The organism is Paenibacillus sp. EC2-1 (assembly GCF_049311625.1).
Classification (GTDB): Bacteria; Bacillota; Bacilli; order Paenibacillales; family Paenibacillaceae; genus Paenibacillus_AQ.
On record NZ_CP186006.1, the window covers coordinates 1,524,603 to 1,550,369 of the forward strand.

General features: G+C 43.6%; 16 protein-coding genes. 11 read left to right on the plus strand and 5 right to left on the minus strand.

Going from position 1 to position 25,767, the window contains the following annotated elements; all coding sequences use genetic code 11:
• Window positions 1–3 precede the first annotated feature (3 nt).
• The 5 genes from ACK8P5_RS07125 (at window position 4) to ACK8P5_RS07145 (ending at window position 10,134) form a co-directional block, all read left to right on the plus strand.
• Complete coding sequence (locus tag ACK8P5_RS07125; RefSeq protein ID WP_422660261.1) at window positions 4–1,614, plus strand: response regulator; 1,611 nt, start codon at window positions 4–6, stop codon at window positions 1,612–1,614.
• Between the two features lie 208 nt (window positions 1,615–1,822).
• On the plus strand, window positions 1,823–2,779 hold the full coding sequence (locus ACK8P5_RS07130; RefSeq protein ID WP_422660262.1) for an ABC transporter permease: 957 nt from the start codon (window positions 1,823–1,825) through the stop codon (window positions 2,777–2,779).
• A gap of 61 nt (window positions 2,780–2,840) precedes the next feature.
• Window positions 2,841–3,722 carry a carbohydrate ABC transporter permease gene (locus ACK8P5_RS07135; protein WP_422661401.1) on the plus strand — a complete coding sequence of 294 codons (882 nt, stop codon included), beginning with the start codon at window positions 2,841–2,843 and terminating at the stop codon, window positions 3,720–3,722.
• Window positions 3,723–3,806: 84 nt separating this feature from the next.
• Window positions 3,807–5,324 (plus strand): extracellular solute-binding protein, encoded by a 1,518-nt coding sequence (locus ACK8P5_RS07140; protein ID WP_422660263.1) that lies wholly within the window; start codon window positions 3,807–3,809, stop codon window positions 5,322–5,324.
• 88 nt (window positions 5,325–5,412) lie between these two features.
• The gene (locus ACK8P5_RS07145; protein WP_422660264.1) at window positions 5,413–10,134 is read left to right on the plus strand and encodes an S-layer homology domain-containing protein; all 4,722 of its coding nucleotides are present in this window, start codon (window positions 5,413–5,415) and stop codon (window positions 10,132–10,134) included.
• A gap of 165 nt (window positions 10,135–10,299) precedes the next feature.
• Here the strand turns inward: ACK8P5_RS07145 and ACK8P5_RS07150 are convergent, their stop codons facing one another.
• Window positions 10,300–11,874: an FAD-dependent oxidoreductase gene (locus ACK8P5_RS07150; RefSeq protein ID WP_422660265.1), complete on the minus strand. Its 1,575-nt coding sequence runs from the start codon at window positions 11,872–11,874 to the stop codon at window positions 10,300–10,302.
• 250 nt (window positions 11,875–12,124) lie between these two features.
• Here ACK8P5_RS07150 and ACK8P5_RS07155 point away from each other — a divergent pair, with 250 nt between their 5' ends.
• Window positions 12,125–15,553, plus strand: coding sequence for a discoidin domain-containing protein (locus ACK8P5_RS07155; RefSeq protein ID WP_422660266.1), 3,429 nt, complete (start codon window positions 12,125–12,127; stop codon window positions 15,551–15,553).
• 79 nt (window positions 15,554–15,632) lie between these two features.
• Here ACK8P5_RS07155 and ACK8P5_RS07160 read toward each other — a convergent pair whose 3' ends face one another.
• Window positions 15,633–18,185, minus strand: a complete 2,553-nt coding sequence (locus ACK8P5_RS07160; RefSeq protein ID WP_422660267.1) for an NPCBM/NEW2 domain-containing protein — start codon at window positions 18,183–18,185, stop codon at window positions 15,633–15,635.
• Between the two features lie 308 nt (window positions 18,186–18,493).
• Here ACK8P5_RS07160 and ACK8P5_RS07165 point away from each other — a divergent pair, with 308 nt between their 5' ends.
• A complete protein-coding gene (locus ACK8P5_RS07165) occupies window positions 18,494–19,273 on the plus strand; it encodes a DeoR/GlpR family DNA-binding transcription regulator (RefSeq protein ID WP_422660268.1) in 780 nt (259 codons plus the stop codon).
• Between the two features lie 74 nt (window positions 19,274–19,347).
• Here the strand turns inward: ACK8P5_RS07165 and ACK8P5_RS07170 are convergent, their stop codons facing one another.
• Window positions 19,348–20,175 carry an HAD family hydrolase gene (locus ACK8P5_RS07170; RefSeq protein WP_422660269.1) on the minus strand — a complete coding sequence of 276 codons (828 nt, stop codon included), beginning with the start codon at window positions 20,173–20,175 and terminating at the stop codon, window positions 19,348–19,350.
• 240 nt (window positions 20,176–20,415) lie between these two features.
• Here ACK8P5_RS07170 and sigK point away from each other — a divergent pair, with 240 nt between their 5' ends.
• Window positions 20,416–21,117: an RNA polymerase sporulation sigma factor SigK gene (sigK, locus tag ACK8P5_RS07175; protein ID WP_422660270.1), complete on the plus strand. Its 702-nt coding sequence runs from the start codon at window positions 20,416–20,418 to the stop codon at window positions 21,115–21,117.
• A gap of 118 nt (window positions 21,118–21,235) precedes the next feature.
• Here the strand turns inward: sigK and ACK8P5_RS07180 are convergent, their stop codons facing one another.
• Both ACK8P5_RS07180 and ACK8P5_RS07185 read right to left on the minus strand, forming a co-directional pair.
• Window positions 21,236–22,075: a sugar phosphate isomerase/epimerase family protein gene (locus tag ACK8P5_RS07180; RefSeq protein ID WP_422660271.1), complete on the minus strand. Its 840-nt coding sequence runs from the start codon at window positions 22,073–22,075 to the stop codon at window positions 21,236–21,238.
• Between the two features lie 171 nt (window positions 22,076–22,246).
• Window positions 22,247–23,320, minus strand: coding sequence for a M42 family metallopeptidase (locus ACK8P5_RS07185; protein ID WP_422660272.1), 1,074 nt, complete (start codon window positions 23,318–23,320; stop codon window positions 22,247–22,249).
• Between the two features lie 522 nt (window positions 23,321–23,842).
• Here ACK8P5_RS07185 and spoVAC point away from each other — a divergent pair.
• From spoVAC to spoVAE, 3 genes are read left to right on the plus strand one after another with little or no spacing between them, the layout of a single operon-like run.
• Window positions 23,843–24,292, plus strand: a complete 450-nt coding sequence (gene spoVAC, locus ACK8P5_RS07190; RefSeq protein ID WP_422661402.1) for a stage V sporulation protein AC — start codon at window positions 23,843–23,845, stop codon at window positions 24,290–24,292.
• A gap of 2 nt (window positions 24,293–24,294) precedes the next feature.
• Window positions 24,295–25,308 carry a stage V sporulation protein AD gene (gene spoVAD, locus ACK8P5_RS07195; protein ID WP_422660273.1) on the plus strand — a complete coding sequence of 338 codons (1,014 nt, stop codon included), beginning with the start codon at window positions 24,295–24,297 and terminating at the stop codon, window positions 25,306–25,308.
• 4 nt (window positions 25,309–25,312) lie between these two features.
• Window positions 25,313–25,663: a stage V sporulation protein AE gene (gene spoVAE / locus ACK8P5_RS07200; protein WP_422660274.1), complete on the plus strand. Its 351-nt coding sequence runs from the start codon at window positions 25,313–25,315 to the stop codon at window positions 25,661–25,663.
• The last annotated feature ends 104 nt before the right edge of the window (window positions 25,664–25,767 follow it).

A 25,767-nucleotide genomic window follows, 5' to 3' on the forward strand; every position in this document is an offset into this window, starting at 1 on the left:
CTGATGAACTTGATGATCGTGGAAGACGAACCTCGATTACGTAATTCTCTAGCATATAATATTCCATGGGAAGAGCATGGGATCGAAATTGTGGGCCTCGCCTCTAATGGATTGGAAGCGCTCCAGCTCGTGGGAAGTAAAATGCCGGATTTAATGCTAGTCGATGTACAGATGCCGGAGATGGATGGATTAACACTAATCAGTAAACTGAAGGAGCGTCAAACGGGACGTTTTTTGCTCAAGATCATTATCCTGAGCGGCCATGATAATTTTGAATTCGCTCAGCTCGCGATGGAATTTGGAGTGTCGAAGTATTTACTTAAACCTGCTGGAGAGACAGAAATCTTAAAGGCGGTCCTAGAAGCAAAAGAGCAGCTTCGACATGATCTGGAACAGTGGAGAATGACAGCAGAGCTAGAGCAGAAATGGAGGGATAATCTTCCGAATTTACAAAACAACTTTATGCTGAATTGGGTGAATGGGAGATATACCGTTGATGAAGTGCTGATGCGAAGCAAGGAGCTGTATATCGATCTAAATGAAGATGCGCAGCTTGCGGTTGCGGTAGTTAGTCTTGATCCCATTCCTGAGGATGATACTAGATTCAGATTAGCAGATCAGGAGTTGCTTCAATTCACAATCCACTGCTTGGCAAGTGAGTTCTTATCTACATCCTTTTGCCGGGTATGCACAGATCCAGATCATGACCTGCTGCTTGTATTTATAGCAGATTCCGTTCGTGATGCGAAAGAGCTCATGCTCTATATCAATAGTACGGTTGTCAAGCTCTTGTCTCAGACGAAGGAGATCTTAAAGTTAACTGCAAGCGCAGGCATTAGTGCAGGTACAGGCGGAATTGATGATATGAACCATCTGTATGCCCAAGCGACCAGAGCATTACAGGAACGTGTTGTATATGGGCATGACATCGCGATTCCATATCGGGAGTTAGAAAGTACTTCTAGACAAGATATATCGGCTTTGCCAAAGCTTGAGAAGCTCCTAGAAATTGCACTGGAAACAGCAGATGAGACTCGTGCGATGGATGTGATGACCCAGTTATGGGAAGAGGGATTCTCGCTGACAGAATCATCGGAGGAGTTTCACGAGGCTGTTCTATATATGAATAGTATATTTACACGTATGATTTTGAAACAGGGATGGAGAGTTAAGCAGGTTGTGGAAGAGGATTTCGTTTATTTTCAGAATATCAAGCTTCTGAATACCAAAATCGTAACTTGGTTATGGCTGACAAGGACAGTACAGAAAATTACAGCATACATGCGGAAGCAGCGTAAATCGACAAGCCACCAAGTTGTGAAAGAGATCCTCTCCCTTATTGATCAAGAGATTGATCAGGAAATCACGTTACATACGGTGGCAGATCGACTATATGTGAATTCATCGTATCTCAGCAGATTGTTTAAACAGGAAATCGGGGTAGCCTTTTCTTCCTATGTATTAGAGCAGAAGATGGAGCGAGCAAAGCGGGTCTTGCAAGAAGGGCATAAAGTTTATGATGCAGCTCGACTTGTCGGGTATAGAGATGTTAGCTATTTCACCAAAGTATTCCGTAAGTATTGGGGAGTTAATCCCGGGGAGTTTAAAATGTAGTCGAATATGTCCCGGAAAATTAGGAATGAGGAATACCCAAAGTGGTCTGTAATCGGATCATATTGGGTGTTTTTTTATTTATTTTAGAATGTGAAAGTATACAGATTACCAGAAATAGTAATGACATTCATCTACTATGGAATCGCTTTCAATTCTAAAATTTAAAGTATCAATTAACTCATTCCTAGCAAAAACAGGGGGGAACGATATGAAGTCTGAAAGAGCTAAATTGCCCATACCCCATTCAAAGCGTGGATATTTCTCGCGTCTCTGGTCGGATATATGGAAAGAGTGGGACTTATACCTGCTGCTTGTACCTGGTATTCTGTTCATTTTGTTATTTAAGTACACACCGATGTATGGAATTATTATTGCCTTTAAGGATTTTAATATCTTCTCAGGTTTCGCGGAGAGTCCTTGGGTGGGGTGGAAGCATTTTGAGAAGTTATTTACTTCACCGGATTTTGCGCTTGTGTTCAAGAATACGGTAATTATTAGTTTACTCAAAATTCTGATTCTATTTCCACTGCCTATTATTGTGGCTTTGATGCTTAATGAGATGAGGAAAATGATCTTTAAACGTACGATCCAGACGGTTATCTATCTTCCACATTTCTTGTCATGGGTTATCGTTAGCGGATTATTTATTGATCTGTTATCGACCAATGGTGGGCTTGTTAATAAGCTTCTGGTCTCGCTGAATCTTGAACCTATAGCATTCTTTCTGGATAACAGTGTATTTCGGAGTGTACTTATCACTTCTGCAGGCTGGAAGGAAACAGGCTGGAGCACAATCGTATATCTAGCCGCATTTAGTACGATTGATCCAGTGCTGTATGAGGCAGCCAAAATTGATGGAGCTGGCAAATGGAAGCAGCTGTGGCATATCACACTTCCGGGTATTGCACCGATTATTATTCTGATGTTCATCCTGCGACTTGGAAGCATACTTGAGGCAGGAACTGAACAGATTCTTGTAATGTACAATCCGGTTGTGTATAAAGTTTCGGACGTCATCGGTACCTTCGTATATAGGCAGGGCCTTGGTAATCAAGACTACAGCTTTACAACAGCCGTTGGGCTGTTCGAAGCAATTATCTCATTTACATTAGTCATCGTTGGTAACTCCTTGAGCAAAAAGTATCTGCAGCGTGGAATCTGGTAATGAGAGGGGGAAGTGAATCTTGAGTCATAATCATGTCTTACAGAGCGGAAATGGTAAAAAAGTGAAGAGCGCAGTCAAAATCTCATGGGGTGAAAGATGCTTTGCTGTATTCAATTACTGTTTCTTTATTATCATGGGATGCACTACTCTACTTCCCTTTGTTAATTTGATCGCTAAGTCGATGAGCAGCGAGGAGGCAGTTATCTCCGGCAACGTGGGACTTTTGCCGGTCGGCATACAATTTGAAACTTATAAATATGTGCTGCAGGACTCCATGTTTCTATCCTCTTTAAAAACATCCGTGCTTCTCACGATCATTGGTACCACACTGAGCCTTACATTAACAACCCTTACGGCTTATCCGTTATCCAAAGTCAGGTTGAGAGGGAGAAAGTGGATACTGCTCATGTTCGTATTCACCATGCTCTTCAGCGGTGGATTAATACCTACGTACTTACTAATGCAGAATTTAAACCTCGTCAATACGCTTGGGGTGTTGTTCTTACCAGCTATGGTGAACGTGTTCAATATGCTTATCATTAAAAATTACTTTGAGGGACTGCCAGATTCACTTGAGGAATCCGCAAAGCTGGATGGGGCAGGTAATATTCGCATCTTGATTCATATCATGCTGCCGCTTTCTTTGCCTGTTATGGCAACCATTGCACTCTTCTTCGCAGTTGCATTCTGGAACGATTTTTTTGCAGCGATGATTTATATTACTAACCCAGAACTGAAACCACTACAGCTGTACTTAAAAGAGTTGATTGTATCCTCTAGCGGGGATTTTCTGAAAAATAATGTGGATGCCGCCATTAACATGACACCGCAATCCATTCAAGCATCATCGATCCTTTTAGCTACCTTGCCGATCCTGCTCGTCTATCCTTTTTTGCAAAAGTATTTCGTGAAGGGTGTGCTCGTCGGCTCTGTTAAAGGTTGATATGAGACTTTTTAAAGGCGGTGATGCTCCAGTTATTGTAATGGATGATTCGCAGGCGTTATTCATATACGAGGAGGGTATAAGATGAGAAAAAAATCAACAATGCTTGCTATTTTATTAGGTATGAGTTTAGCGATATCTGGCTGTGGTGGTGGCACCACGCCGAAAGCAGATCCAAAGCCCAATACAGCGAACACGCCAACGGATGATAAAAAAGAAGATGATAATAAAGAAGCGGTTAAGCCCGCTATCCGCATGATTATGCAGTATGGTGTGTTTGATCCTAGTAAAGAATTCACGAGTAAATTGATTAGTGAGAAGACCGGATATGAAGTGCAGTATGAAATGCTTCCGGCTGAAAATGCGGATGAGAAGCTGAATTTATTAGTAGCGAATAAAGAAGATTTCGATGTTATGAAGCTTAATTCTGCACAATTCTATAGTCTTGCCACTGCAGGAGCACTGGAACCTATTGATGAATTGCTTGAAGCTCACGGTAACAATATTAACAGAGCAATCAAACCTGCATCTTGGGGAAGTGCGACGATTGACGGGAAGAAGTACGCCATTCCTGAAGTGGGCTCTGGTGTTGCGGTTGGTGAAGAGCTTGTGGTTCGTCAAGACTGGCTGGATGAGTTGGGATTGTCTGTTCCAACGAATCCTGATGAGCTCTACACTGTACTTAAGACGATTAAAGAAAAGAAAAATATTATCCCACTAACAGGCAGTAAAGACTCAATTTATGGGGATATCGCAACGACTTTTGGTATATTAACGGATTGGAAAGATGTTGACGGAAAGCTTGTTCATCGAGCGGAGCAGCCGGAAATGAAAGAGTTCATCGCCTATATGAATAAGCTCTATACTGAAGGGTTGTTGGATACGGAAATGCCAATCAATACCGCTCAGAAAGCAATAGAGAAATTCACAAGCGGCAAAGCGGCTGTATACAAGCTGGCTTGGTGGAATGCGGGTAGTACCATTGCTGCGCTTGAGAAAAACACACCTAATGCGAAGGTGTCCATTATTCCTTACTTGAAGGGTAAAGATGGCAAAGCTGTTGTTGGTGCGAATGCGAATACAAGCTGGTTCATCGCCATTCCGAAAGCGTCCAAACATAAGGATGAAGCAATGAAGTTCTTGGATGCGAAGCTAGAGCCTGAGACGTTCAAAGAGCTTGCGATCGGTCAAGAAGGAGTTCACCATGAAGTGAAAGATGGTAAATACTATCCGATCTTGCCTAAATTCAACGAAGATTTGGGTAATGGCAGTGGTTTCCTAACTGGTGTAGATGAAGAGATGTACCCTACTTATTGGCAGGCACGTGTTCGTAAAGATCCTGTACTTCAAATGTATTTTGAAACATTCCAGAAAAATGCGGAAGGGATTATTGTAGTTGATCCAATGTCTCCTGCACCACCGATTGAGGCCGTTTCGAAAAACACATTGAAGCTGAGAACACTGCTTGATGACAATGTTCTTAAATTTATTACAGGCTCTGAACCTCTAAGTAGTTATGATAAATTCCTAGAGCAGTGGAGAGCTGAGGGAGGAGCGGATATGGTTAAAGCCGCGAATGAGTGGTATCAGACCGTTAAATAATGAGGAACTTCTTGAGAAGAGCAGTTGCATAGCATGTGCAGCTGCTTTTTTTTCAAAACTTATCTGATCTTCGAAGGGTGGTATTGTTATGAAAATAGATCTAAGGAGAAGACTGACAACCTTTCTCAGCGTGACTCTGATCCTCTCAATAGTGACCTCATGGACACCTCATATAGCTGCACAGGTTAGCGAGTATGACGAATTGGAATTGGCTCCTGTAACTCTCGTTTCTCAAGATGGATCGCAGCGATTGATGCTAACGGACATGAATACGGACGAGGATGTTCTCTTACAGAAGAATGATTACCTTGCGGTGTTTACAAGTAAAGGTAGGGTTACCGCTGACGTATATGATGATCTGGTACTCGTTCCTTCTAAGCATGTAGCTCTCGTTGTTGATGCTTCTGGAGTTATACAACAGAAATATGGGCCGAATGCTGATCCGCCAACGGAGTGGAGCGCTGATGCAGACGTAACGATTTCAGATGGAGGCTATGTTGTTATGGCAGGAGGGGCCTCTTGGGATGAATCAGCTTATCTGAAATTGTTATTTGCATATTATGGAGTCGGCGATCAAGTTAAACTCATGCGCGGCGAAACGGAAGTAACAGCTGTGGATTTTGTGAAGCCACCTGTACTGAATCCGGACCCAGAGCCTGAACCAAGTCCTGAGCCAAGTCCTGAACCAAGTCCGGATCCGGACGGAGAATCTCAGTTAAAACCAGAGCTAGTGATGAATACACAGACAGACACGATTGTTACTATCCCACTCGTTGAAGTTAGTGGTTATGTGAAGAACTATACGGAGGATGCAGAATTGAAAATTATGATTAATCAGAAGGAGACACCTATTACAGCAGGAGGTAGCTTCAGAGCGAATATGTATCTAGACCCTGGATCTAACGTTATTACAGTTCGCCTTGTCGATGGACAAGAAGAATTAGCCTTAGTATCCCTAAATGTTGTTTATGATAGTTCGGATCAGAATGCGGATTACATTGAAGTTGAAGCGGCTCCAGTCGACATTACGATTGGTGTTCAAGGTCCACGAAAACAGTTGAATTACATTGATCAAGATGTCAACGGTATTTCCAATATTATTGCTTTGTTTACTACCGATTCCGGCTCAGCCATTCAAGTTCCTAAGTTGAATGTAGCTGTTCAGGTAGATAGCAATAATCGTGTATTGAGTGTCGTTAACCCATCTATTAATGGGCAGCCCCCGGTCTGGGCAGGACCGACCGATCTTCCGATTCCGGAAGGTGGATATGTACTCATGGCACAAGATAGCAGCTATGCGGGGAATGATATCAAGCGATTTTTGGCTCAGAAATTCAAAGTCGGAGATGTCATTAAGCTTCGGAAGAACGGTGAAGTGGTACAGGTTCAAGATCTAATGAGTGGAAATGGTCTGATTGCAAAGCTAGTTCTTGAGAATGCCCCAATGTACACTGTCACCGAAAGTCAAACACCTGTAACCGGGAGAATTGACAATATGGATGATCCCGCATCGACCAAACTGATGATTAACAATGTAGAAGTTCCTTATGGCGAGGACGGGACTTTTTCGTATCCATACTCACTTGAAGCAGGCACGAATTACATTGATGTCGTTATACAGAAGAATGAGATTGAGCAGGATAAGCGCAGTCTTGTGGTCTTCAACAGACCTGGATTTAAACCGGACAAAGAAGTGATTTTATGGGTTGACCAAGCTGCAAATGCGAAGAAGTTTCGGACTACGGAACACGTTAAGGAATTTTTAGAGCAAGCCAAAAAAGGCGGCGTGACGTCTGTAGTATTTGATGTGAAAGGCGTCGAGGGCTTCGTCTCTTATAAGAAGAATAACCTAACAGGTCGTCCTTACGTGAGCGAAATTAAAGCCCCAGAAAAAGCAGGCGCAAGTCCTGATCTGGATCTGCTCCAAGAGTTCATAACGTATGGCCATGAATTTGGCCTAAAAATTCATGCGGCGATCAATGTTTTCGCTGAGGGATCCATAGCACACCAAGAGTTTGCAGTACTTAATGATCATTTGGACTGGGAAGAACGTGTTCATTTTGCAGAGAATAACGGGCAGATTAAGCGTCTTCGGGAAAGTGCTAAGCAGGGATTAGTTGCGTTTGTGAACCCATCGAATGATGAGGTTAGAGATTATGAGCTAAAGACGTTCGAGGAAATTATTCGAAATTATGACGTTGACGGTGTCGTGCATGACCGCGGTCGATATGATAATGAGGGAGCCGATTTCAGTGATGAGACACGTGCTAAATTCGAACAATTCTTAGCGGATAGAGGCAAGCAGCTAGTCAATTGGCCTAACGATATCTTTTATTATGAGAATAATGTTCGAGTTAATGGACCACTCATTCAAGATTGGTGGGAGTTTAGATCTGGAACGATACAGAGTTTTTTTGGAGAGGTAAAAGACCTCGTTGATTCTTATGAAGCGGAATCTGGTCGGAATATTCAAGTCTCTTCTTACGTTGGGTCCTGGTATGAGACATACTTCTTGAATGGTGTAAACTGGGGCAGCAAGAATTTCCGCTATGATCCAAGGCTTGGATTATTAGATGAGTCTGTTTACACACCGGAGTATTACGAAACAGGCTACATTGAATATTTGGATTTCTTGATGATTGGTGCTTATCAAACTACGAGTCAGGAAGTTAAGAAATACATTACACTTGGGAATATCGTAACAAACGGTGAAATACCGTTATATGCGGGTATCGCACTGACTAATGTACAGACACCGGCGATGCAGCGGGAAGTATTCCAGGCGGGACTAAGCACAACGAACGGATTGATGCTCTTTGACGCTTCCCAGGTTAACTGGCCGATCGTTACAGCTGCCCTGCAGGATCGGGAGTGGGTTAAGGATTATCAGCTTGGGATGAGCCTGCCGGAGAATCCGAATGAATTTATGGAGGGGAACTTCTATAATGTGAATCGGGTGGAGGGTAATGTCAATGTCATGACCGAAGACTTTGGTTATTCAACCGGAACGAATCGTTTTGGCGTAGAAGTCGTTGTTGATGCTTCGGGTGAAGTTACACGTGTTGTGAACAGAAATCAGGCTATCAAGTGGAGCTGGGGTTCTCCAGAAGAGAATAATAGCGTTATTCCACAGGGTGGATTTGTTATTTCCACTGTAGACCCTTCAGGAACAAGGACGCTAAGGCAGCGTGTTGCTAATGCTTACGACAAAGGCAATCAGGTAAGATCCGCAGTACTTAGCGGTCTTATGGATGATGAAGGAAAACAGACAGCGAATGGCTCAGTGATTGTGGAAGGACATGTGGAAGTGCTCGGAAAGGGTACGGCAACCGTGCAGTTTAACGGTCAACCTGCTACGGTGAAGGCTAACGGGGATTTTACAGCTTCTATTTCTCTTTCACCGGGTTCGAATAGAATCACATTTGACGTATACGTAGATCAAATGAAGACGAACAGCAAGTCACTGGATATTGTTCGAACATCTAGTGGAGGGGGAACAGATCCGGGTAATCCAGACGGTTCCGGCAATTCAGGTAATTCTGGCGGTTCTGCAACATCAGGGACGCCTTCTGTACCCACGTCTCCTGCTCTTCCGGAACGTGTGGTCATTAAACAGGAAGCTTTAAAAGATGGCCGAAAGGTTACTCACGCAGATGTTAATCTGGAGCGTATGCTGAAAGAAATTGAAGAGTTAGCTAAACAAAATGGGACTTCAGCTAAGCTAGAGTATACCCTCAAAGAAGTAGGTGAGGGAGCTCAGGTCAATCTTCCTGTTAGCGGAATAAATATGGCAATGAAGCTGCTGAAGTCTGGTGAAATTGTAATGGATACACCATTTGGTGTACTTCATATCCCATTAGCTTCGTTACAAAAGGCGTTATCCTCAGGGGAGAATGCGGATATGTTGTCCGTGAGGTTCGGTACGTTACCGAATCAGCAAGAAGAGAAATTGAACGCTAAGCTGTTACTAGAAGGGGCTTCAAGGATCGGTCATACGCTAGATTTGCAAGTCGTACTGAAGAAGGGCGAGAAGGAAATAGATTTTCCGGGATTTACTGCAGGGTATGCGAAATTAGTGTTGTCATTGCAAGATAAGACAGACCTAGCTGTAGCATCGGCACTTCGATATGACCTGGATCTAGATCGTGTAGCTTTCGTTCCTTCCATTATTGGAAAGAATGGAACTATTGAACTCATCCTATCCGATGATGGAGTCTTGAGCATTGTGAAACGGACGAAGACGTTTAATGATGTAAGCCGTCACTGGGCAGAGAAGGATATCTTACTTCTTGCTTCGAAAGGACTCATTGAAGGTGTGAATTCAGACCAGTTCGCACCGGATCGTCCAGTTACTCGCGCGGAATTCACATCACTACTTGTTCGAACACTAGGAATGAGACCGCTGGATCATTCGTCGGTCAGCACGTTCAGTGATGTAAAGCCAAGTGACTGGTACGCTTCTGCTGTAGAAACGGCTGCTGGTAAGGGACTCATCGAAGGCTTTCAAAGTGGAGAGTTCCGCCCCAATGCGCAGATCACTCGCGAGCAGATGAGCGCGCTTTTAATACGTGCACTCGAAATGACGGGAAACAAGCTTGTTACAGCAGATGGGAAAGAGACGCTCAGTGGATTTAAGGATTCGGAAATGATTGGAACATGGTCAGAATCCGCAGTTGCTTCAGCGGTTAAGGCAGGACTAATGCAAGGACGTTCAGCTGACCTTTTCGCTCCACAGGCACCATCAACTAGAGCAGAGGCAGCGATCGTATTGAAAAGAATGCTTCAAGCAGCAGGCTTTATGAACAATTGATCGTATGATATGAGATAGAATGAAGCGGGAGCTGTTTCTTAGTAGATTCTTTTGCTAAGGAACAGCTCTTTATGTTGCAACAAATGGTCGAGTGGAAACTCATGTTAAGAGCCATCACAACACATAAAAAGGCCATCCCATTTCCGGGATAGCCTTTTGTGAATATTAGACAGGATATACGGACGGCCAATGCAGCTCGATCCCTTCCTCTGTCAATCTCTGCTGGAACTGTGATAACTCAACTTCATTATTACGAACGGTGCTAGGAATCAGGTTTCGATCCAGACAGTAGCTTACACAGTACCCGGCTGCTTCTCCGATGTTCCATTCCACGGGATGGAGCCTATAGCAGCCGTTAGTGATATGCGTGACACCGATGTTCTTGCACGCTGCTAGAACATTAGTTACACGTTTGGGAATCAAGCTGCCAAGCGGGATCTGAAATGGAAGAGATGAAATATCGATATATGGTTTACCACCTGTGCTTGGATGTAGATCAATACGGTAACATCCGATGCCTACGGTGTCGTGGAACGCTTCAGCTACACCATCGGGGCGACTAGCTGTGGACACATGCTGCTCTAGCACCGTGAATTCCGCTTGAATTCGGCGTGATTCACGTATGTACGGATACTTCGCCAGACCATCTTCCGTGCCCACGACATCGGGACGTAGTCTTAAACCGGGATATCCTATTTTTCCATCTGGACGAGGTGCCTCAGTCTGTAACCAGTAGAGTAGGGATAGGCTTAGCAGCTTAGCGCTATACAGATGACGATTTCGCTCTTCATCACTTACATCGATGATAGAACCTAACCAATAGTCATTCTGCGGCCAATTCACAAGAGAAACTGCACTTTGAAAGGTACTCCGGTCAAAATGGGAAGGATCAAAGATCTGTCGGTACTGGAACAATGAGAATTTATCTGTATCTGCAAAAATTTCATATCGTACCGGCTCCATTGTAGCAGGTCTGACGCCGCTAAGGCTCAGTAGATGGTCTGGCCAGAAGTCAGGTTTATAATCACGCCAAAATTCGTATTGCTCAGGCTTGTTGATGGTATGATCTTCATCCGGATGGTAGTCCACTGCAAAACAATAGGTGAAGCCCTGCATATCCATCGGCTGTGCATCCCCATCGACAGCATGAGGTTCGCCTGTCTGTGCTTTTGATTCAGCACCAGTAACGTATTCGATGCCTGCCGCCGGAAGAAGATCTCCACATTCGGTCGCATCCAAGAAGAACGGTGCATGTAACACAACCTGATGATGCCTCAATATATTTTTGACGGTCACGCTAACGACCTGGTCTCCAGCAACTTCGGCCTTCTCTAATACATATCCATGCAAGATTTTTAAACGTCCACTATGAATATAAGGAGCGAGCATGTCGTTCAGCACAGCTAAAGCAGTGCGTGGCTCATGGCATAGACGACTGACAGTTCCACTTCCGGGATTCAGGTGAGCATTCCCTCTAGCCTCCGCAGTTAAGGGGAAGTTGCGCGCATAATATTGCCTGACACCGTCACGAAATTCCCGGTAGCTTCGTGTACAACCGAATGATTCGATCCATGGGTGTTCGTCAGGTGGTACGGCTTGACTTGTTAGCTGACCACCAATCCACTCAGTCTCCTCGGTCATAATGACATTCTTTCCTGATTTCGCGGCAGCGAGTGCAGCTGCTGTGCCTCCTGTACCGCCTCCGATAATGACAACATCTGCTTGCAGTTCATTTACCATCTAGTAAACTCTCCTTTTAGTCTGATTAGGACAGAGATCCGTCCTTCTTCGACTCCAAGCGCTAGGATTGATCTTGACGTTTGGGTACTTACCTTTATTGTAAAATTTCACATGTCTGAAATGAACGGTAGGCAGGTGACCTTTTTTGGTAAAATGATGCTGTTTTTTGACCGGAATTTAAAGGAATGCATGTCAATATACTAATTCTATGATGAGGATTGAGAATAAAAACAAGGAGGTTGATAATTGAATGGTTAACAGATTTTCATTCCGGATGGGGTTGGTATTTGCTGTATTCGTACTATATTTTTCAGTTTTACATATGCCGTCTAATCTAGATGCGGACTCAGCTTCAGGTTCAGATCGATCTAAAGAGAACTTTAATCTCGGCTGGCGATTTTACAAAGGAAACGTAGCTGGAGCTGAGACAGTAGATTTCGATGACGCTACATGGAAATCGGTTGTATTGCCACATACATTTGAATATACGGATTATATGGCGAACTATTGGTATCGCGGAGTAGGGTGGTATCGTAAAGAATTTACTCTTGAAGAAATGGATCGGGGTAAAAGAATTAACATTTACTTTGAAGGGTCTAAGACCTCAACTGAAGTTTGGGTGAATGGGGTTAGATTGGATAAGCATGTAGGTGGCTTCAATCCATTTAACTATGATATTACGGATCACGTTAAATTCGGTGTAAGAAATGTTATTGCGGTGAAGGTTGATAATAGTTACCAAGAACAAGTTGCTCCAGAGAAACCGGACGGTTCTTATGTAGGATTTAATATGTTTGGTGGAATCTATCGAGATGTCTACTTGATTAAATCCAATAAACTATATATTCCTGAAGCCATCCATTCATGGAATAACAACTGGAAGGAAGGCGGAGGTGTATTTGCCTATAGCTCAAATGTAAACTCCGAGTCGGCAGATGTTCAGGTGAAAACCTGGGTACACAATTCCAATGAGAGTCCTGTGAAAAGCACGATCATATCTGAAATTGTAGATGAGAGTGGTAAGGTGGTTGGTACTTCCGAGAGCACTCATATTATTAATGCTAATCAAGTGCAGGAGTTCTCTCAAACGATGAAAGTGTTGAGTCCCAATCGTTGGTCCATTCAGAAACCGTATCTATATAACGTTAAGACGGTGGTGAAAAACGGCGATGCCATCGTAGATGACTATATTACAACGTTCGGAATTCGAAAGACGGAATGGACGAAGTCTCAGGGCTTCTTTCTTAATGATGAACATGTAAAAATATTCGGCGTTAATCATCATCAGGATTATCCTTTCATTGGTGATGCCGTACCTAACAATCAGCATGTCTTGGATGTAGCACGCATTAAGGAGGCAGGTGCAAATTTTGTACGGGATGCACATTATTTGTACGATGATGCCTTTATGGATGCTGCTGACAAGTTAGGCGTAATGCAATGGGTAGAAATACCGGGTTGGGGTAATATTAATCCTTCTTCATTCGGAGAGGCATGGAAACAGAGCAATAAAGATGCATTATATGCGGCGATACGTACAGCCAGGAATCACCCGAGTGTTGTCATTTGGGGGGCAGGTATTAATGAAATGCAGCAGATGGTTGAGCTGGAGACAGAATTAAACAATATTGCCAAGGCTGAGGATCCTTCCCGCGCCACTTCCATGGGGAGAAACTATAATACATCCAATAACATCTTTGATGTGTATGGACGGAATGTGTATACAGAGGCCCAGTGGAACCAAGCTGGATTACAAAATGCCTCACCTGACCCTAATGCTAAGGGGTTGTTAATCACAGAACATACGGGTCATACCTACGAAACATGGCGAGATGCGGATGAGGAAAGACTCATAGGGCAAGCGCTTGCTGCTCAAAAAATGACGGAGCTGGCACGTGCAGAGGACTATGTTCATGGTAGTTTAATATGGGAAATGCATGATCACCATCACCAAGTATCCATTGTAAGGCCTCACGGTTTAACCGATGCGGGTAGGATACCAAAGTTCGCTTATTACTGGCATCAAAGTCAATCTGCTCAGGATAATTATGATGGATCTGTGAACCCGATGGTATTCATCGCTAATTACTGGAGACCTATCTCCCCGACAAAAGTGACAGTGTTCAGTAATGCCGATCAGGTTCGTCTTTCGAAATGGGACGGTAAGGCGTGGAAGGAATTTCAAACGAATAATCCGATGCCGATCAATGTAGCGCATCCTCATTTTGAATTCGAACTTGGTGTCCATGATACGACAAAGATTAAAGCAGAAGGCTTAATTGACGGTAAGGTCGTGGCAACCCATATCGTGGAGGAACCCGGAGTGCCAGTGTCTGTTGAATTGAAAGCAGATACGTTAACGATCGATGGAAATGGGAGCGATATCGCTATCATCGAGTTCTATGTTAAGGACCAGAAAGGTACAGTGGTTCCATATTCAACGAATAAAGCGAATTTTGAGATTGAGGGTCCGGGTCTTCTAATCGGAGGACCTACGGTAGCAGCTCTGAATGGTGCGAATATGATTCTTGTTAAATCAACAGGTGCACCAGGTACAATTACGGTAAAGGCAACCTCATCAGGTCTTGAACCAGGTACACTTCAGTTAGAAGCAAGAGATGTGGGAATGAATCTAGAGCAGCCGGAACCTGAACCCACAAATCTGGCAAACCATAAACCAGTTACGTTTAGCAGTGAGCAGGTAGGCACAATTAATAATCCTGCAACAAACGCCAATGATGGAAATTCCGCGACACGTTGGGCTGCGAGCAGCAGTACCTTACCACAGTGGTGGCAAGTAGATCTTGGTGAAGTAATGAACATCAATCGGACCAATATCATGTTTAACCAGCAAAATGCGCGAAGCTATGAGTATAAAATCGATGTATCTACAGACAACACAAATTTCACAACTGTTGTCGCGAGTACAACTTCAAATACATTAGGAGATTCGGAGCAGTTATTTAAGACGGTAAAGGCTAGATATGTACGAATTACGATTAGTTCTGTAGTGCCGTCCAATTTTTGGGCTTCCATTCTTGAAGCGAGTGTATTTTATGATGAAGAGTCTGCCCCCGAAATCCCTGCTTCAACGTTAAGTGAAGTGGAAAGTCCTGTTCATTCGGGTCAGAGCTTCACAGTGAATTATGGATTAAAAGCTGCTGAAAATGTGTATGCGCAGGATATTACCCTATTCTACGACGCTTCCATCATGGAATACGTATCAGCAAGATCTATGATTCCCGGTGTATCGATTATCGATATTAATTCTAGCACCTCTGGGCAGATCCGATTAATTGCTGCAAGTGAAGGTCCGGATCATGATGTAACAGGTAAAGTGGAGGCTATTGAGCTGACGTTCAAAGCAAAGGCTAGTGATTTGCCAGCTTCAGGGACGATCGAGACCACAACTGTCACATTAGGCAATGCAGATGGTGAAGAGATTACAGCAAGAACACAACTGGTTACGGTTCAGGTAGCCCCAAGTGTCATAGAAAATTCTCTAGATATTAATAAGGATGGAAAAGTAAGCATCGGTGACCTGGCAATTGTAGCTGCCAACTATGGTAAGACTAGCGAAAGTCAAGATTGGAATCAGGTGAAGCATGTAGATATTACAGGAGATGGCCGAATTGATGTGGCAGACTTAGCTATGATCGCTCATAAAATCATAGAGTAACGGAAGATGAAATACCACCAAAGATCACTATGATCCTTGGTGGTATTTTCATTTTTAAATCCATTATAAATTGAATATTTTATTTAAGAATCTGACGAGCAATTTCAGCAAGGTCCATAATGTCGATCTTACCGTCTTTATTGATATCTGCATGTTTAATCTGTGCCCAATCGGAATCATTAGATGTCTTACCGTACTTCGCAGCGACAATCGCTAAGTCGCCAATACTTACAATACCATCTCCATTGATATCGCCAGAGATGCCTGGTTCAGGAGCTTCAAGATTAATCTCAATGGATGTACCTGATACATTCGTTTCAATACCTTGATCATCAGCAACAATGGCCTCCGTTACAGCGATGCTTCCTTTTTCCGGTCCGGAGACATGTTTTGCCTTGAAGGTTAATTCGAGTACTTTCATATCGCCCGTAACCATGGGATTGGCACCTTGACTGGCTACAATCAATCGAACTTTGCCATCTTTCTGCACAGTCTCAAGAACGCTAATGCCGTCCACAACGGATGCTGCTGAAAGGAATTCGAAACGGTCCACATCATAAGAAATCGAGATATCCTGTGCATAGCTCGAATGGACTAACCCTTTGAATCCAAAGTCCACCGTGAAGGTTTGATCTGAATTTATTGAAGCGGGCCCGGACAATGTAGTCTGAGGTGCCACAGCTGCTTCTTCCTCAATCAGCTTAGCATCAGCCCAGATCGCCCGATCGAACCAGTTATTATCTCCGCCGTTTAGAATAACAAGCTTAAGTTCTTTAACACCTTCAACGTTCACGTTTACTTCTTGAGTTTTTTTATCGGTCGATTTCATGAGTCCACTGTCAAATTGCTTCTTCCCATCGGTCCAAACTTCAAAAGAAATGGTACCGACACCTGGGGGATCTCCTCTGAAATCATCGTTTCCGACAATCGCTTTGAAGGTTTTGTACTGACCATCAATATCATAGATGATAACGGAGTTAGAATTGGCCCAAAGGCCCTTTTTATACACCGTACCATTCAGCATAAGATCATAGCCTTCATGTCCTTTATCCCGCTTGACAGACTGCCATCCGCTAGTCGCACTTACCCAAGGCAGATCACTAAGATAATAAGTCAGCGGTTCGCCATAAATATCAATGGAGATATACTGACTCCAATCATTAGCATATTGTAGTTGAAGTTTGACCTTTCCTTCAGGAAGAGCGAGGAGATAACTATTTTTGATGGTCAACTGTTTTCCGTTTATGACGAAATCACGCCCGTTCACCAGTGCCTGATCTCCATTCTTAATGGCGATAAAGTTGTTGTCGTTGTCAACCATATTGACTTGAATATCAGACTGAGCATTTTTATTATATTGGAATGAATCCGTTTCAATGGATGAGTTAGCCTTTACTTTCAGCATCACAATGCCATGTGCTGGAACTGTAACCGAGTAGGAATTTTCAAATACTCCCTTGTCCTTATGCTCCCACAGATCGCGCACAGATACAGAGCCATTTAATCCAACGTCTGTCCAATTGACCTTCATTTGAACAGATGAACTTCCACGGTTGAATAATGCGACTGCCTTGCTTGTAGGGTCTTTGAGCTGCTTCACCCAAACCTCTTGGCTACCATTTTTAACGGCGCGTGTTGCTTGAACGCCTAATGGATCTTGATTCACAGCGATGACTTCTTTATTAGTTAGAATCGATTTGGTTTGATCAGACATGGTTCTCAGATCATTACCAGCAATTAATGGAGAGGCCATGATTGCCCACATACTGAAGTGGGATTTATCTTCTTCATAGGTCATGCCATTACCTACTTGTAGCATATCCATATGATTGAAATGGCCTGGACCTGCATATTTTGCAAGATTAGCATTCAGATCAATGATGTGGGTGATGGAGTTGAAATTTGGAGCGATGTCTCCAGAAACTCTCCATTGTGATGCGATGTTGGTTACCCACTCTCCCGGAAACGCCCAGTTACATACCTCATAGATGACTTCTTTGGAGAGTGTGCTCAAGACTTGTTTAATATTTGTATACTCTGTTTGAGGATCGAGTTTTTGCTTCTGACCTCCGCACCAGTCTACCTTCACAAAGTCATATCCCCATGTATTCACAAAGGTTTCGAAGTCCGTTTGTCGATATCCGTAACTGCCGCCTCCCTCAGGAAAATTGGGATCATTGTCATAGATCGATGCGCATCTAACCGTTCCGGCATCGGTATAGATCCCCGCCTTTAGGCCTTTCGAGTGAATATAATCTGCCAATGCCTTCATGCCGCTTGGAAACTTAGCATTGGGAAGTAGAACACCCTTCGAATCTCGACCTCCAACGTAACCATCATCGAGGTTCACATAGCTATAACCCGCATCAGCCATTCCGCTGCTCACCATTGCGTCTGCCTGTTCTCTAATAAGCTGCTCGTTAATATTGATTCGAAACGCATTCCAGCTAGACCAGCCCATGATTGGTGTACGCCCAGGGCCGGATTCGACTACCGCAGTTGGCCCAGGAGATTGTAGAGATTTCTCTAGCGTCTCTCCGTAAGCGGTCTGGGTTTGGAAACCTGTTAATTGAACCAGTAGGATAATAGCTGCCAATAATCCGAAACGAGGCTTAGGTAAAATACTTTTCATTATTAAATACTCCCCTTCTAACATGTTGTTTTGCAAAAGGTCCAAATCAGAGCCTATTCAAAATTAAGAGTGAGATCACCTCCGTTTTAGTTTATTCGTTCCTCGAAGTTTCCCAGGCTAACAGTTCACTTACATAGAGGAAGTTCTATTATTAGATTATTGTTTTAATTCTTTAAAAAGGGATTCTAATATTCTGCTGTCTTCTATGAAAATTCTCATGAGTTCATGTGGAGCTTACTTGAAACTTTATAGTAACTAGATATACTTAACTGTATCGAGTTTATATGAAGAAGACAGGTGGAATAAGGATGTCTCTATTAGCTAAAGAACGACAGGATCTGATACTCCAACACTTAATTCAAAATGGTAAGGTCAAAGTCATTCCACTTGCCGATGAATTGGGTGTTACGACAGAGACGATTCGACGTGATTTAGATACCCTAGAATCCGAGGGCCATTTGCGCAGGGTATATGGTGGTGCTATTCGTTCCGCCTATGACAATGGAGAGCCCCCTTTTGAACAAAGGGAAACGATTAATGTTGAGGGTAAACAGAGAATCGGTGAAATTGCGGCTGGGCTTATTCAAGACGGTGATACGATCGCATTAGACGTGGGTACAACGATGATCGAAATGGTGAAGTCGTTACGGGGGAAAAAGAACATTACTATACTAACGAATTCATTGGCTGTTGGAGTGCATTTATCGGAAGCTTTACGTTGTGGGAGATTCACGGGAAAAGTTATATTTCTAGGCGGTGAATTAAATCCTGAACAAAGTTCCATCACAGGTCCTCTGTGTGAGAATATGCTACAACAATTTCATCTGGACAAAGCCTTTCTATCGGTAGGTGGCATTTCATTAAAGACAGGGATTACTGATTATGACGTGAATGAATCCCATATTTCAAAAATGTTTGCAAAGGCTGCAAGTGAAACGATTGTACTAGCTGATTATTCAAAAATAGGGGTCCAAGCCTTTGCCAAAATATTGCCACTTCAAGAAGTCGATATGATTGTATCAGATGTTAGTTGCCCAGAAGATTGGGCTGGTGAACTAAGGAAGATAGGTCTTAGTTGGAGCAATTAATCTCAAGTAACATTACAAAAAACAGCCGTTTCTTCATCTTTGGATGAGGTAACGGCTGTTTTGTATGTAATCATTTACAATGATTGGATAAGAGAATAAAGTTCGCTTAACGATTCCACTTCGTGTGTTGGAAAGATGTGATCGGGTCTTGAGCCACTAGAGCGGTTGATCCAGATATTTGAAATCCCCGAACGACTTGCCCCAAGTATATCTGTGTATAAATTATCTCCAACCATTACAACTTCATTTCGTCTTAGTGCCAGCAGGTCAATGGCATGCTGGAAAATAGATTCGGAAGGTTTACCTATACCAAAATCTCCGGAAATGACGATATGTTCAAAAAAGGATGCAAGACCTGGGACACTGTCGACTTTTTCCTGTTGAAGATCAGGCGTCCCGTTCGTCAGAAGAAGTAGGCGGTACTGTGAATGAAGAGACGTGAGTGTCTCCATCATATCTTCATAAATGTAGGCTCGCTCTCTTCGTTCTTCAAGGTATCGTTCGGCCAGAAATGCGGCTAAGTGGGAATCATTGTGACCAGAGCTTTGTAATGCTGCATTCCATACGTTAAATCGGAATTCCGGAGCTTGGTTGCGTATCATCTCAAACTGTGAATGATCTTCAACGTCGAACCGAGCCCACAGTGTTTCCAGTGCTGTAATTTCAAGCGAATGAGCAAACTCAAAGAAAGGAGAGGCCTTAAATTGTAGTTCAGCTTGATGGATAACGTCATCTTTGAGTTTAGGGGCAGAGATCGTTGTGACGTTATTCGATGCAATAAGACAAGTTGCTGCCAAAGCTTCATCGTTCGATTTCTCGTCCCAGTAAAGTGTGTTGTCCAAATCAAAAATGATGGCTTGTATCATAGGATATGTTGTGCCTTTCCTTTTTTTATTTGGCATATATTGTTGTTTATTCTTTATTATTAATAATATTTTCTTTGTTGTCAATGAAATAGTCTCTTGTTTATTGTGATTTTGCTAATCGTTGTCTTACTAAATGCAGCAATGAGTTTGGAGCAACAAATGACGGTAGTTTCTGCGTACATGCACTTCTGGGCCATTGCCTACATACAATGAATAGACCAGAGCCGAGCGCGATAAAAAGGCCGGTTGCATTGAATTCTGCAGGAGGTGTCCCCAGTGCCTGGACTGTTTACCGCAATTGCTTTGTTCATTAAAGAGCTCAGTTTGCTTGTGTCGTATGTAAAAAATAACGCTTTTCCTCAACCTCTGACTGAAGAGGAGGAGTCGAAGCATCTACAGCTTATGGCTGAAGGTGACTCGAATTCTCGCAATAAGCTGATTGAGCATAACCTTCGACTGGTAGCTCACATCGTCAAGAAGTTTGATAACACCGGCGAAGATCTGGAAGATCTGATATCGATCGGTACGATCGGACTTATTAAGGCGATCGAGAGCTTTCGGCCAAACAAAGGTACAAAGCTGGCCACATTTGCTGCGAGATGTATAGAGAATGAGATACTTATGCATTTGCGTTCCCTTAAGAAGACCCGAAAGGACGTTTCTCTCCATGATCCGATCGGGACTGATAAAGAGGGGAATGAAATTACACTTATCGATATCCTTGGCTCAGAGGCTGATGATATTGTGGATGCTGTGCAGTTGAAAATAGAGAAGAGTAAAATTTATAGAAACCTCGACATATTGGATGAACGTGAAAAGGAAGTTGTGATTGGCCGCTTCGGTCTTGAGGCTGGTGGTGAGGAGCGGACGCAGCGTGAAATTGCCAAGGAACTAGGCATCTCGCGCAGTTATGTGTCACGGATTGAGAAGCGGGCACTAATGAAGCTATATCATGAGTTTTATAAGGCGAAGCGGTAGTAAGTTCTGATCTTTTATGTTCATCATAAAAAAACGCCTGAAGCAGCTCTTTTTACAAGCAGCTGCTCTAGGCGTTTTTTGATCGGAATGTCATGTACGGCATTAAGCCACATTGTCCCTACAGCAATCCTGCTGCTGCAAATACCTTGTCAAAGCCTTTTCGTGAACGAGCAACAAGGTTTTCCGGTGAATCTTCTGGTGTAGCTGGGGTTAAGATTTCCTGTGCAACGGGGCCTCGATATCCAATATCATGTAATCCCTTCAAGAAACCAGCAAGATCAATAACACCTTCTCCAGGGTACACCCGGTCATTGTCGAGAACCTGTTCAACCGGAATATCTTTAGCGTCATTGATATGTACATGAACAATCTGTTCCGGCTTCAGGCGTAATATATCGGAGACATTTAGTTCACATGTGTACCAGTGGTATGAGTCAAATAATAGTCCTACATTCGGTTCATGGATCGCATCGATCCAGTCCAGCGTTTCATCAAGTGTCCATATAAAAGGATTTTTCCATAGTGTACGCAGATGATGTGGTCCAACAAACTCTAGTCCGAGCTTGATACCATAAGCGCCGAGAATATCGGCACATATCCGAAGTCTTTTGGTGGCAATGGTCATAAAGTGTGCAGCTGAATGGTCGGTTGAAGGAAGGATATAGGTGCAACAGCTCGTACACCCTAAGCTAGAAGCGGCTGCTGCAGCTGCAGGCAGCTCTGCAATCCCTTTCAGGAATTGCTCTTCGCTTGCTCTCCATTCAACCGGAAGATTGATGGTACCAACAGAAAGTCCTAGTTCACCAAGACGATATACAGCCTTTTCGGCACCAAGCTCATTGATCAGATCTTTCGCTTCCAGATCTACACTTTGGAATTGGTAACGGGATGCCAGTTCCAGAAATTGCTCATTACTTTCGATTATGCCAAGCCCAGCTCGTGTTAATCCTTGCAGCATCGTAAATGCCTCCGTTCGAGAATTGTAGTGATGTGGATCGTCAGTAAGATTCTCACTAAGTATAAGATGAAAACGAATGAATGAACACCAGTTCCATCATAAAAAAAGAAACGAAGCCCTTCCTAAAGGCCTCGCTTCTTTGTTAGATCACATATCCATGTGAACAAATAATTATGCCCGCTCTAGGATCGTATTCAGGGTCGTGCGGTCCATTCCCTTAACAAGCTTAATCAACAACTCTTTAGCAGCCTCATAGTCATCCGTGTGGATGATGGAAGATGAGGTGTGAATATATCTGGAGCAGATCCCTATGATCGTTGAAGGAACACCGATACCACTCAGATGGACCTGACCAGCATCCGTACCACCAGGAGAAACAAAGTACTGGTATTTGATCTTGTTAGTTTCCGCAGTGTCCTGTACATATTCAACTAAACCGCGGTGAGTCAGCATTGTGGGATCAAAGATACGTAGCAGCGCGCCTTGTCCGAGTTGTCCGAATTGACTCTTGTCACCCATCATATCGTTCGCCGCACTCGCATCTAGTCCGAAGAAAATGTCGGGTTGGATCAGATTAGCAGCTGTGCGTGCTCCACGTAATCCGAGTTCTTCTTGAACTGTAGCCCCAGCAAAAACGGTATTGGGTAGTTTCTCTCCATGAAGGGCTTTAACAAGCTCAATGGCGAGACCTACACCATATCGATTGTCCCAAGCTTTGGCCATGATTTTCTTAGGATTGGCAAGAGGTGTGAATTCACAAATAGGTACAATCTGTTGTCCTGGACGAATACCAAAAGATTCAGCCTCTGTCTTGTTATCTGCACCGATATCCAAATACATCGTTTTGAGGTCAACAGGTTTGCTTCGAGTTGCTTCATCTAGAAGGTGTGTAGGAATGGAGCCAACCACCCCGATAATAGGGCCTTGATCTGTAATAATCTGCAGACGCTGTGCAAGAACAGCTTGACTCCACCAACCGCCTAAAGGCTGAAAACGAATCATGCCTGCCTCGGTTATCCCAGTTACCATGAAGCCGACTTCATCCATATGTCCAGCCACCATGACACGTGGTCCTTCATCATTGCCGCGAAGAACAGCAAATATGCTTCCAAGACGATCTTGTAGGAATTCATCTGTATATGGGGAGAGGGCGTCCTTAACCCAAGAACGAAGTTCGCGTTCAAAGCCCGGAGCCGCCGGGAATTCAGTTAATGTACGTAACAAATCCATGGTTGTTTGATTCATATTGTGTACGCTCCTTTTTTTGAAGGTATGTATAATATTCAATCTCTAGTATGCTCTTCTACTCCTAAAAAGTCCATGTAATTCACAGATGAATCAGGGATATAGGCACTGATCCAATTGAAGCGGAATATACTGTATTGATCATGTTTTCGCGTGGCTTAGGAGGGAACGAAAGGATGAGAGAGCTAACTTTAGATCCATACAGCCGGCACGGCATGAACAGAGAGTGGATGCTGGTGATCTTGCTGTTTATTTTGTTGGTAATCTTGTTATTGTATGTGCTGAGTTGAATACTTTAGGAAGAAACAGCTTTAGGCCACGGTGTGCTTGAGGCTGTTTTTAATATCCGTATTTTAGAAATCTTATATGGATGATTTTCCAAACATAAAGAAAGTCAATTGAAACCATAATGATAAAGAGCGAAATATCCAGAATCCCCTAATAGATGTACCTAACCATCATTTACTTAGCCGGAGGTGTACGAAATTGTCTGACACGAAACAGCAATCGAAACTGAATTCCATGAGCCCAGAGGAATATAAAACGATCGCCAAAAAGCATGAGCCGCCAAGAAGCTTGTTAATAAACTGCTTGAAAGCTTTTTTGGTTGGAGGACTGATTTGTGTGATCGGACAAGGTATTCAGCAGTTCTTTATGAGCGTAGGACATATGGACGCAAAAGAAGCTGGGAACCCAACAGTAGCGGTGCTTATTATACTCTCTGTCATTCTGACAAGCATGGGCGTGTACGATAAAATCGCTCAGTGGGCAGGGGCGGGTACGGCTGTGCCGGTAACGGGATTCGCTAACTCGATGTGTTCCGCTGCACTAGAGCATAGGGCAGAAGGACTTGTACTCGGAGTAGGGGCTAGCATGTTTAAACTTGCGGGTTCAGTTATTGTATTTGGTACCGTAGCTGCATTTATCATAGGTATTATCTATGCTCTTTTTGGTTTAGGGGGAGGCGGCTGAAGATGAAGGTAACCGGTCAAACATGGAAGTATGAGAATAAGCCTGTCATCTTAGGAGCGAGCTCCATTGTAGGTCCCGAAGAAGGGGAAGGTCCACTCGCTCAAGATTTTGATTATATTTACGATAATATTGAGATTAACGAAAAGACCTGGGAAAAGGGTGAACGGCGACTGCTTGAAGATGCAGCTCGAACAGCACTTGAGAACTCAGGTATAACGGAAGATCAACTTCAGTTTTATGTGGGCGGCGATCTGATGAACCAGATCATCAGCAGTTCATTTGCGGCTAGAAAAATGGGTGTGCCATATATCGGTGTATTCGGGGCTTGTTCCACCTCCATGGAAAGCTTAGCGATCGCTTCTTTAATGGTAGATTCGGGAGCAGCACAGTATGCCATGGCAGGTACGGCAAGTCACAACTGCACGGTGGAGAAACAGTTCCGCTATCCGACCGAATATGGTTCACAGAAGCCACCGTATGCACAGTATACGATTACAGGTGCCGGTTGTTCTGTTGTTTCCAATCAAGGCGTAGGACCTCATGTTACTTATGCAACCATAGGTAAAGTGATGGATCTCGGCATTAAAGATCCTTTCAATATGGGTACAGCGATGGCGCCTGCAGCCGCAGATACGATTGCTGCACATTTTCGTGATGCGGGGCGCTCTCCTGGTTATTATGATTTAGTGGTAACAGGGGATTTGGCCGCGGTGGGACTTCCCATTGCGAAAGAGCTTTTGCAAAAAGAAGGGGTCCCTATGGACCAAACGAAGTTTATGGACTGCGGCTTGATGATATTTGATCGAGATAAACAAAAATACGTCTTGTCTGGAGGAAGTGGCTGTGGCTGCTCGGCTGTCGTTACCTATGGTCATATTCTCAAACAGATGCGCCGCGGTGAGCTGAATAAGGTACTGGTTGTAGCAACAGGGGCGTTATTGTCTCCACTTTCCTATCAACAGGGTGAAAGCATACCTTGTGTAGCGCATGCCGTAGCATTAGAGATGGGGGGCTAAAAAAATGCAATTTCTATGGGCTTTTGTCATCGGCGGACTGATCTGTGTGATCGGACAGATTATGATGGACGCGATTAAACTTACGCCTGCTCATACGATGAGTACACTCGTTGTAGCAGGGGCCGTTGCTGATGCTTTAGGATGGTATGATCCTTTAGTTAAATTTGCAGGTGCAGGTGCTACGGTGCCGATTACAAGCTTTGGTAATTCCCTTGTTCATGGTGCTTTAACTGAGCTTGAGCGAGATGGATGGATTGGTGTCGTCACAGGAATATTTGAGATTACAAGCGCCGGGATCTCTTCGGCGATTATCTTTTCGTTCATAGCTGCACTTATTGTGCGTCCCAAAGGCTAACAATTTTTCTAACACACAGAAGCTCCGGATATCCTACTCCCGGGGCTCTTTTTATTTCGCGGTAATGATATACTATGGTCACTCTTTTAAGGAATATGTGCATG

Excerpts from the sequence above, each read along its gene's own strand:
- ACK8P5_RS07125 (WP_422660261.1), top strand. The coding sequence starts at position 4 with ATGAACTTGATGATCGTGGAAGACGAACCTCGATTACGTAATTCTCTA.
- ACK8P5_RS07130 (WP_422660262.1), top strand. The coding sequence starts at position 1,823 with ATGAAGTCTGAAAGAGCTAAATTGCCCATACCCCATTCAAAGCGTGGA.
- ACK8P5_RS07140 (WP_422660263.1), top strand. The coding sequence starts at position 3,807 with ATGAGAAAAAAATCAACAATGCTTGCTATTTTATTAGGTATGAGTTTA.
- ACK8P5_RS07145 (WP_422660264.1), top strand. The coding sequence starts at position 5,413 with ATGAAAATAGATCTAAGGAGAAGACTGACAACCTTTCTCAGCGTGACT.
- ACK8P5_RS07150 (WP_422660265.1), bottom strand. The coding sequence starts at position 11,874 with ATGGTAAATGAACTGCAAGCAGATGTTGTCATTATCGGAGGCGGTACA.
- ACK8P5_RS07155 (WP_422660266.1), top strand. The coding sequence starts at position 12,125 with ATGGTTAACAGATTTTCATTCCGGATGGGGTTGGTATTTGCTGTATTC.
- ACK8P5_RS07160 (WP_422660267.1), bottom strand. The coding sequence starts at position 18,185 with ATGAAAAGTATTTTACCTAAGCCTCGTTTCGGATTATTGGCAGCTATT.
- ACK8P5_RS07165 (WP_422660268.1), top strand. The coding sequence starts at position 18,494 with ATGTCTCTATTAGCTAAAGAACGACAGGATCTGATACTCCAACACTTA.
- ACK8P5_RS07170 (WP_422660269.1), bottom strand. The coding sequence starts at position 20,175 with ATGCCAAATAAAAAAAGGAAAGGCACAACATATCCTATGATACAAGCC.
- ACK8P5_RS07180 (WP_422660271.1), bottom strand. The coding sequence starts at position 22,075 with ATGCTGCAAGGATTAACACGAGCTGGGCTTGGCATAATCGAAAGTAAT.
- ACK8P5_RS07185 (WP_422660272.1), bottom strand. The coding sequence starts at position 23,320 with ATGAATCAAACAACCATGGATTTGTTACGTACATTAACTGAATTCCCG.
- spoVAC (WP_422661402.1), top strand. The coding sequence starts at position 23,843 with ATGAGCCCAGAGGAATATAAAACGATCGCCAAAAAGCATGAGCCGCCA.
- spoVAD (WP_422660273.1), top strand. The coding sequence starts at position 24,295 with ATGAAGGTAACCGGTCAAACATGGAAGTATGAGAATAAGCCTGTCATC.
- spoVAE (WP_422660274.1), top strand. The coding sequence starts at position 25,313 with ATGCAATTTCTATGGGCTTTTGTCATCGGCGGACTGATCTGTGTGATC.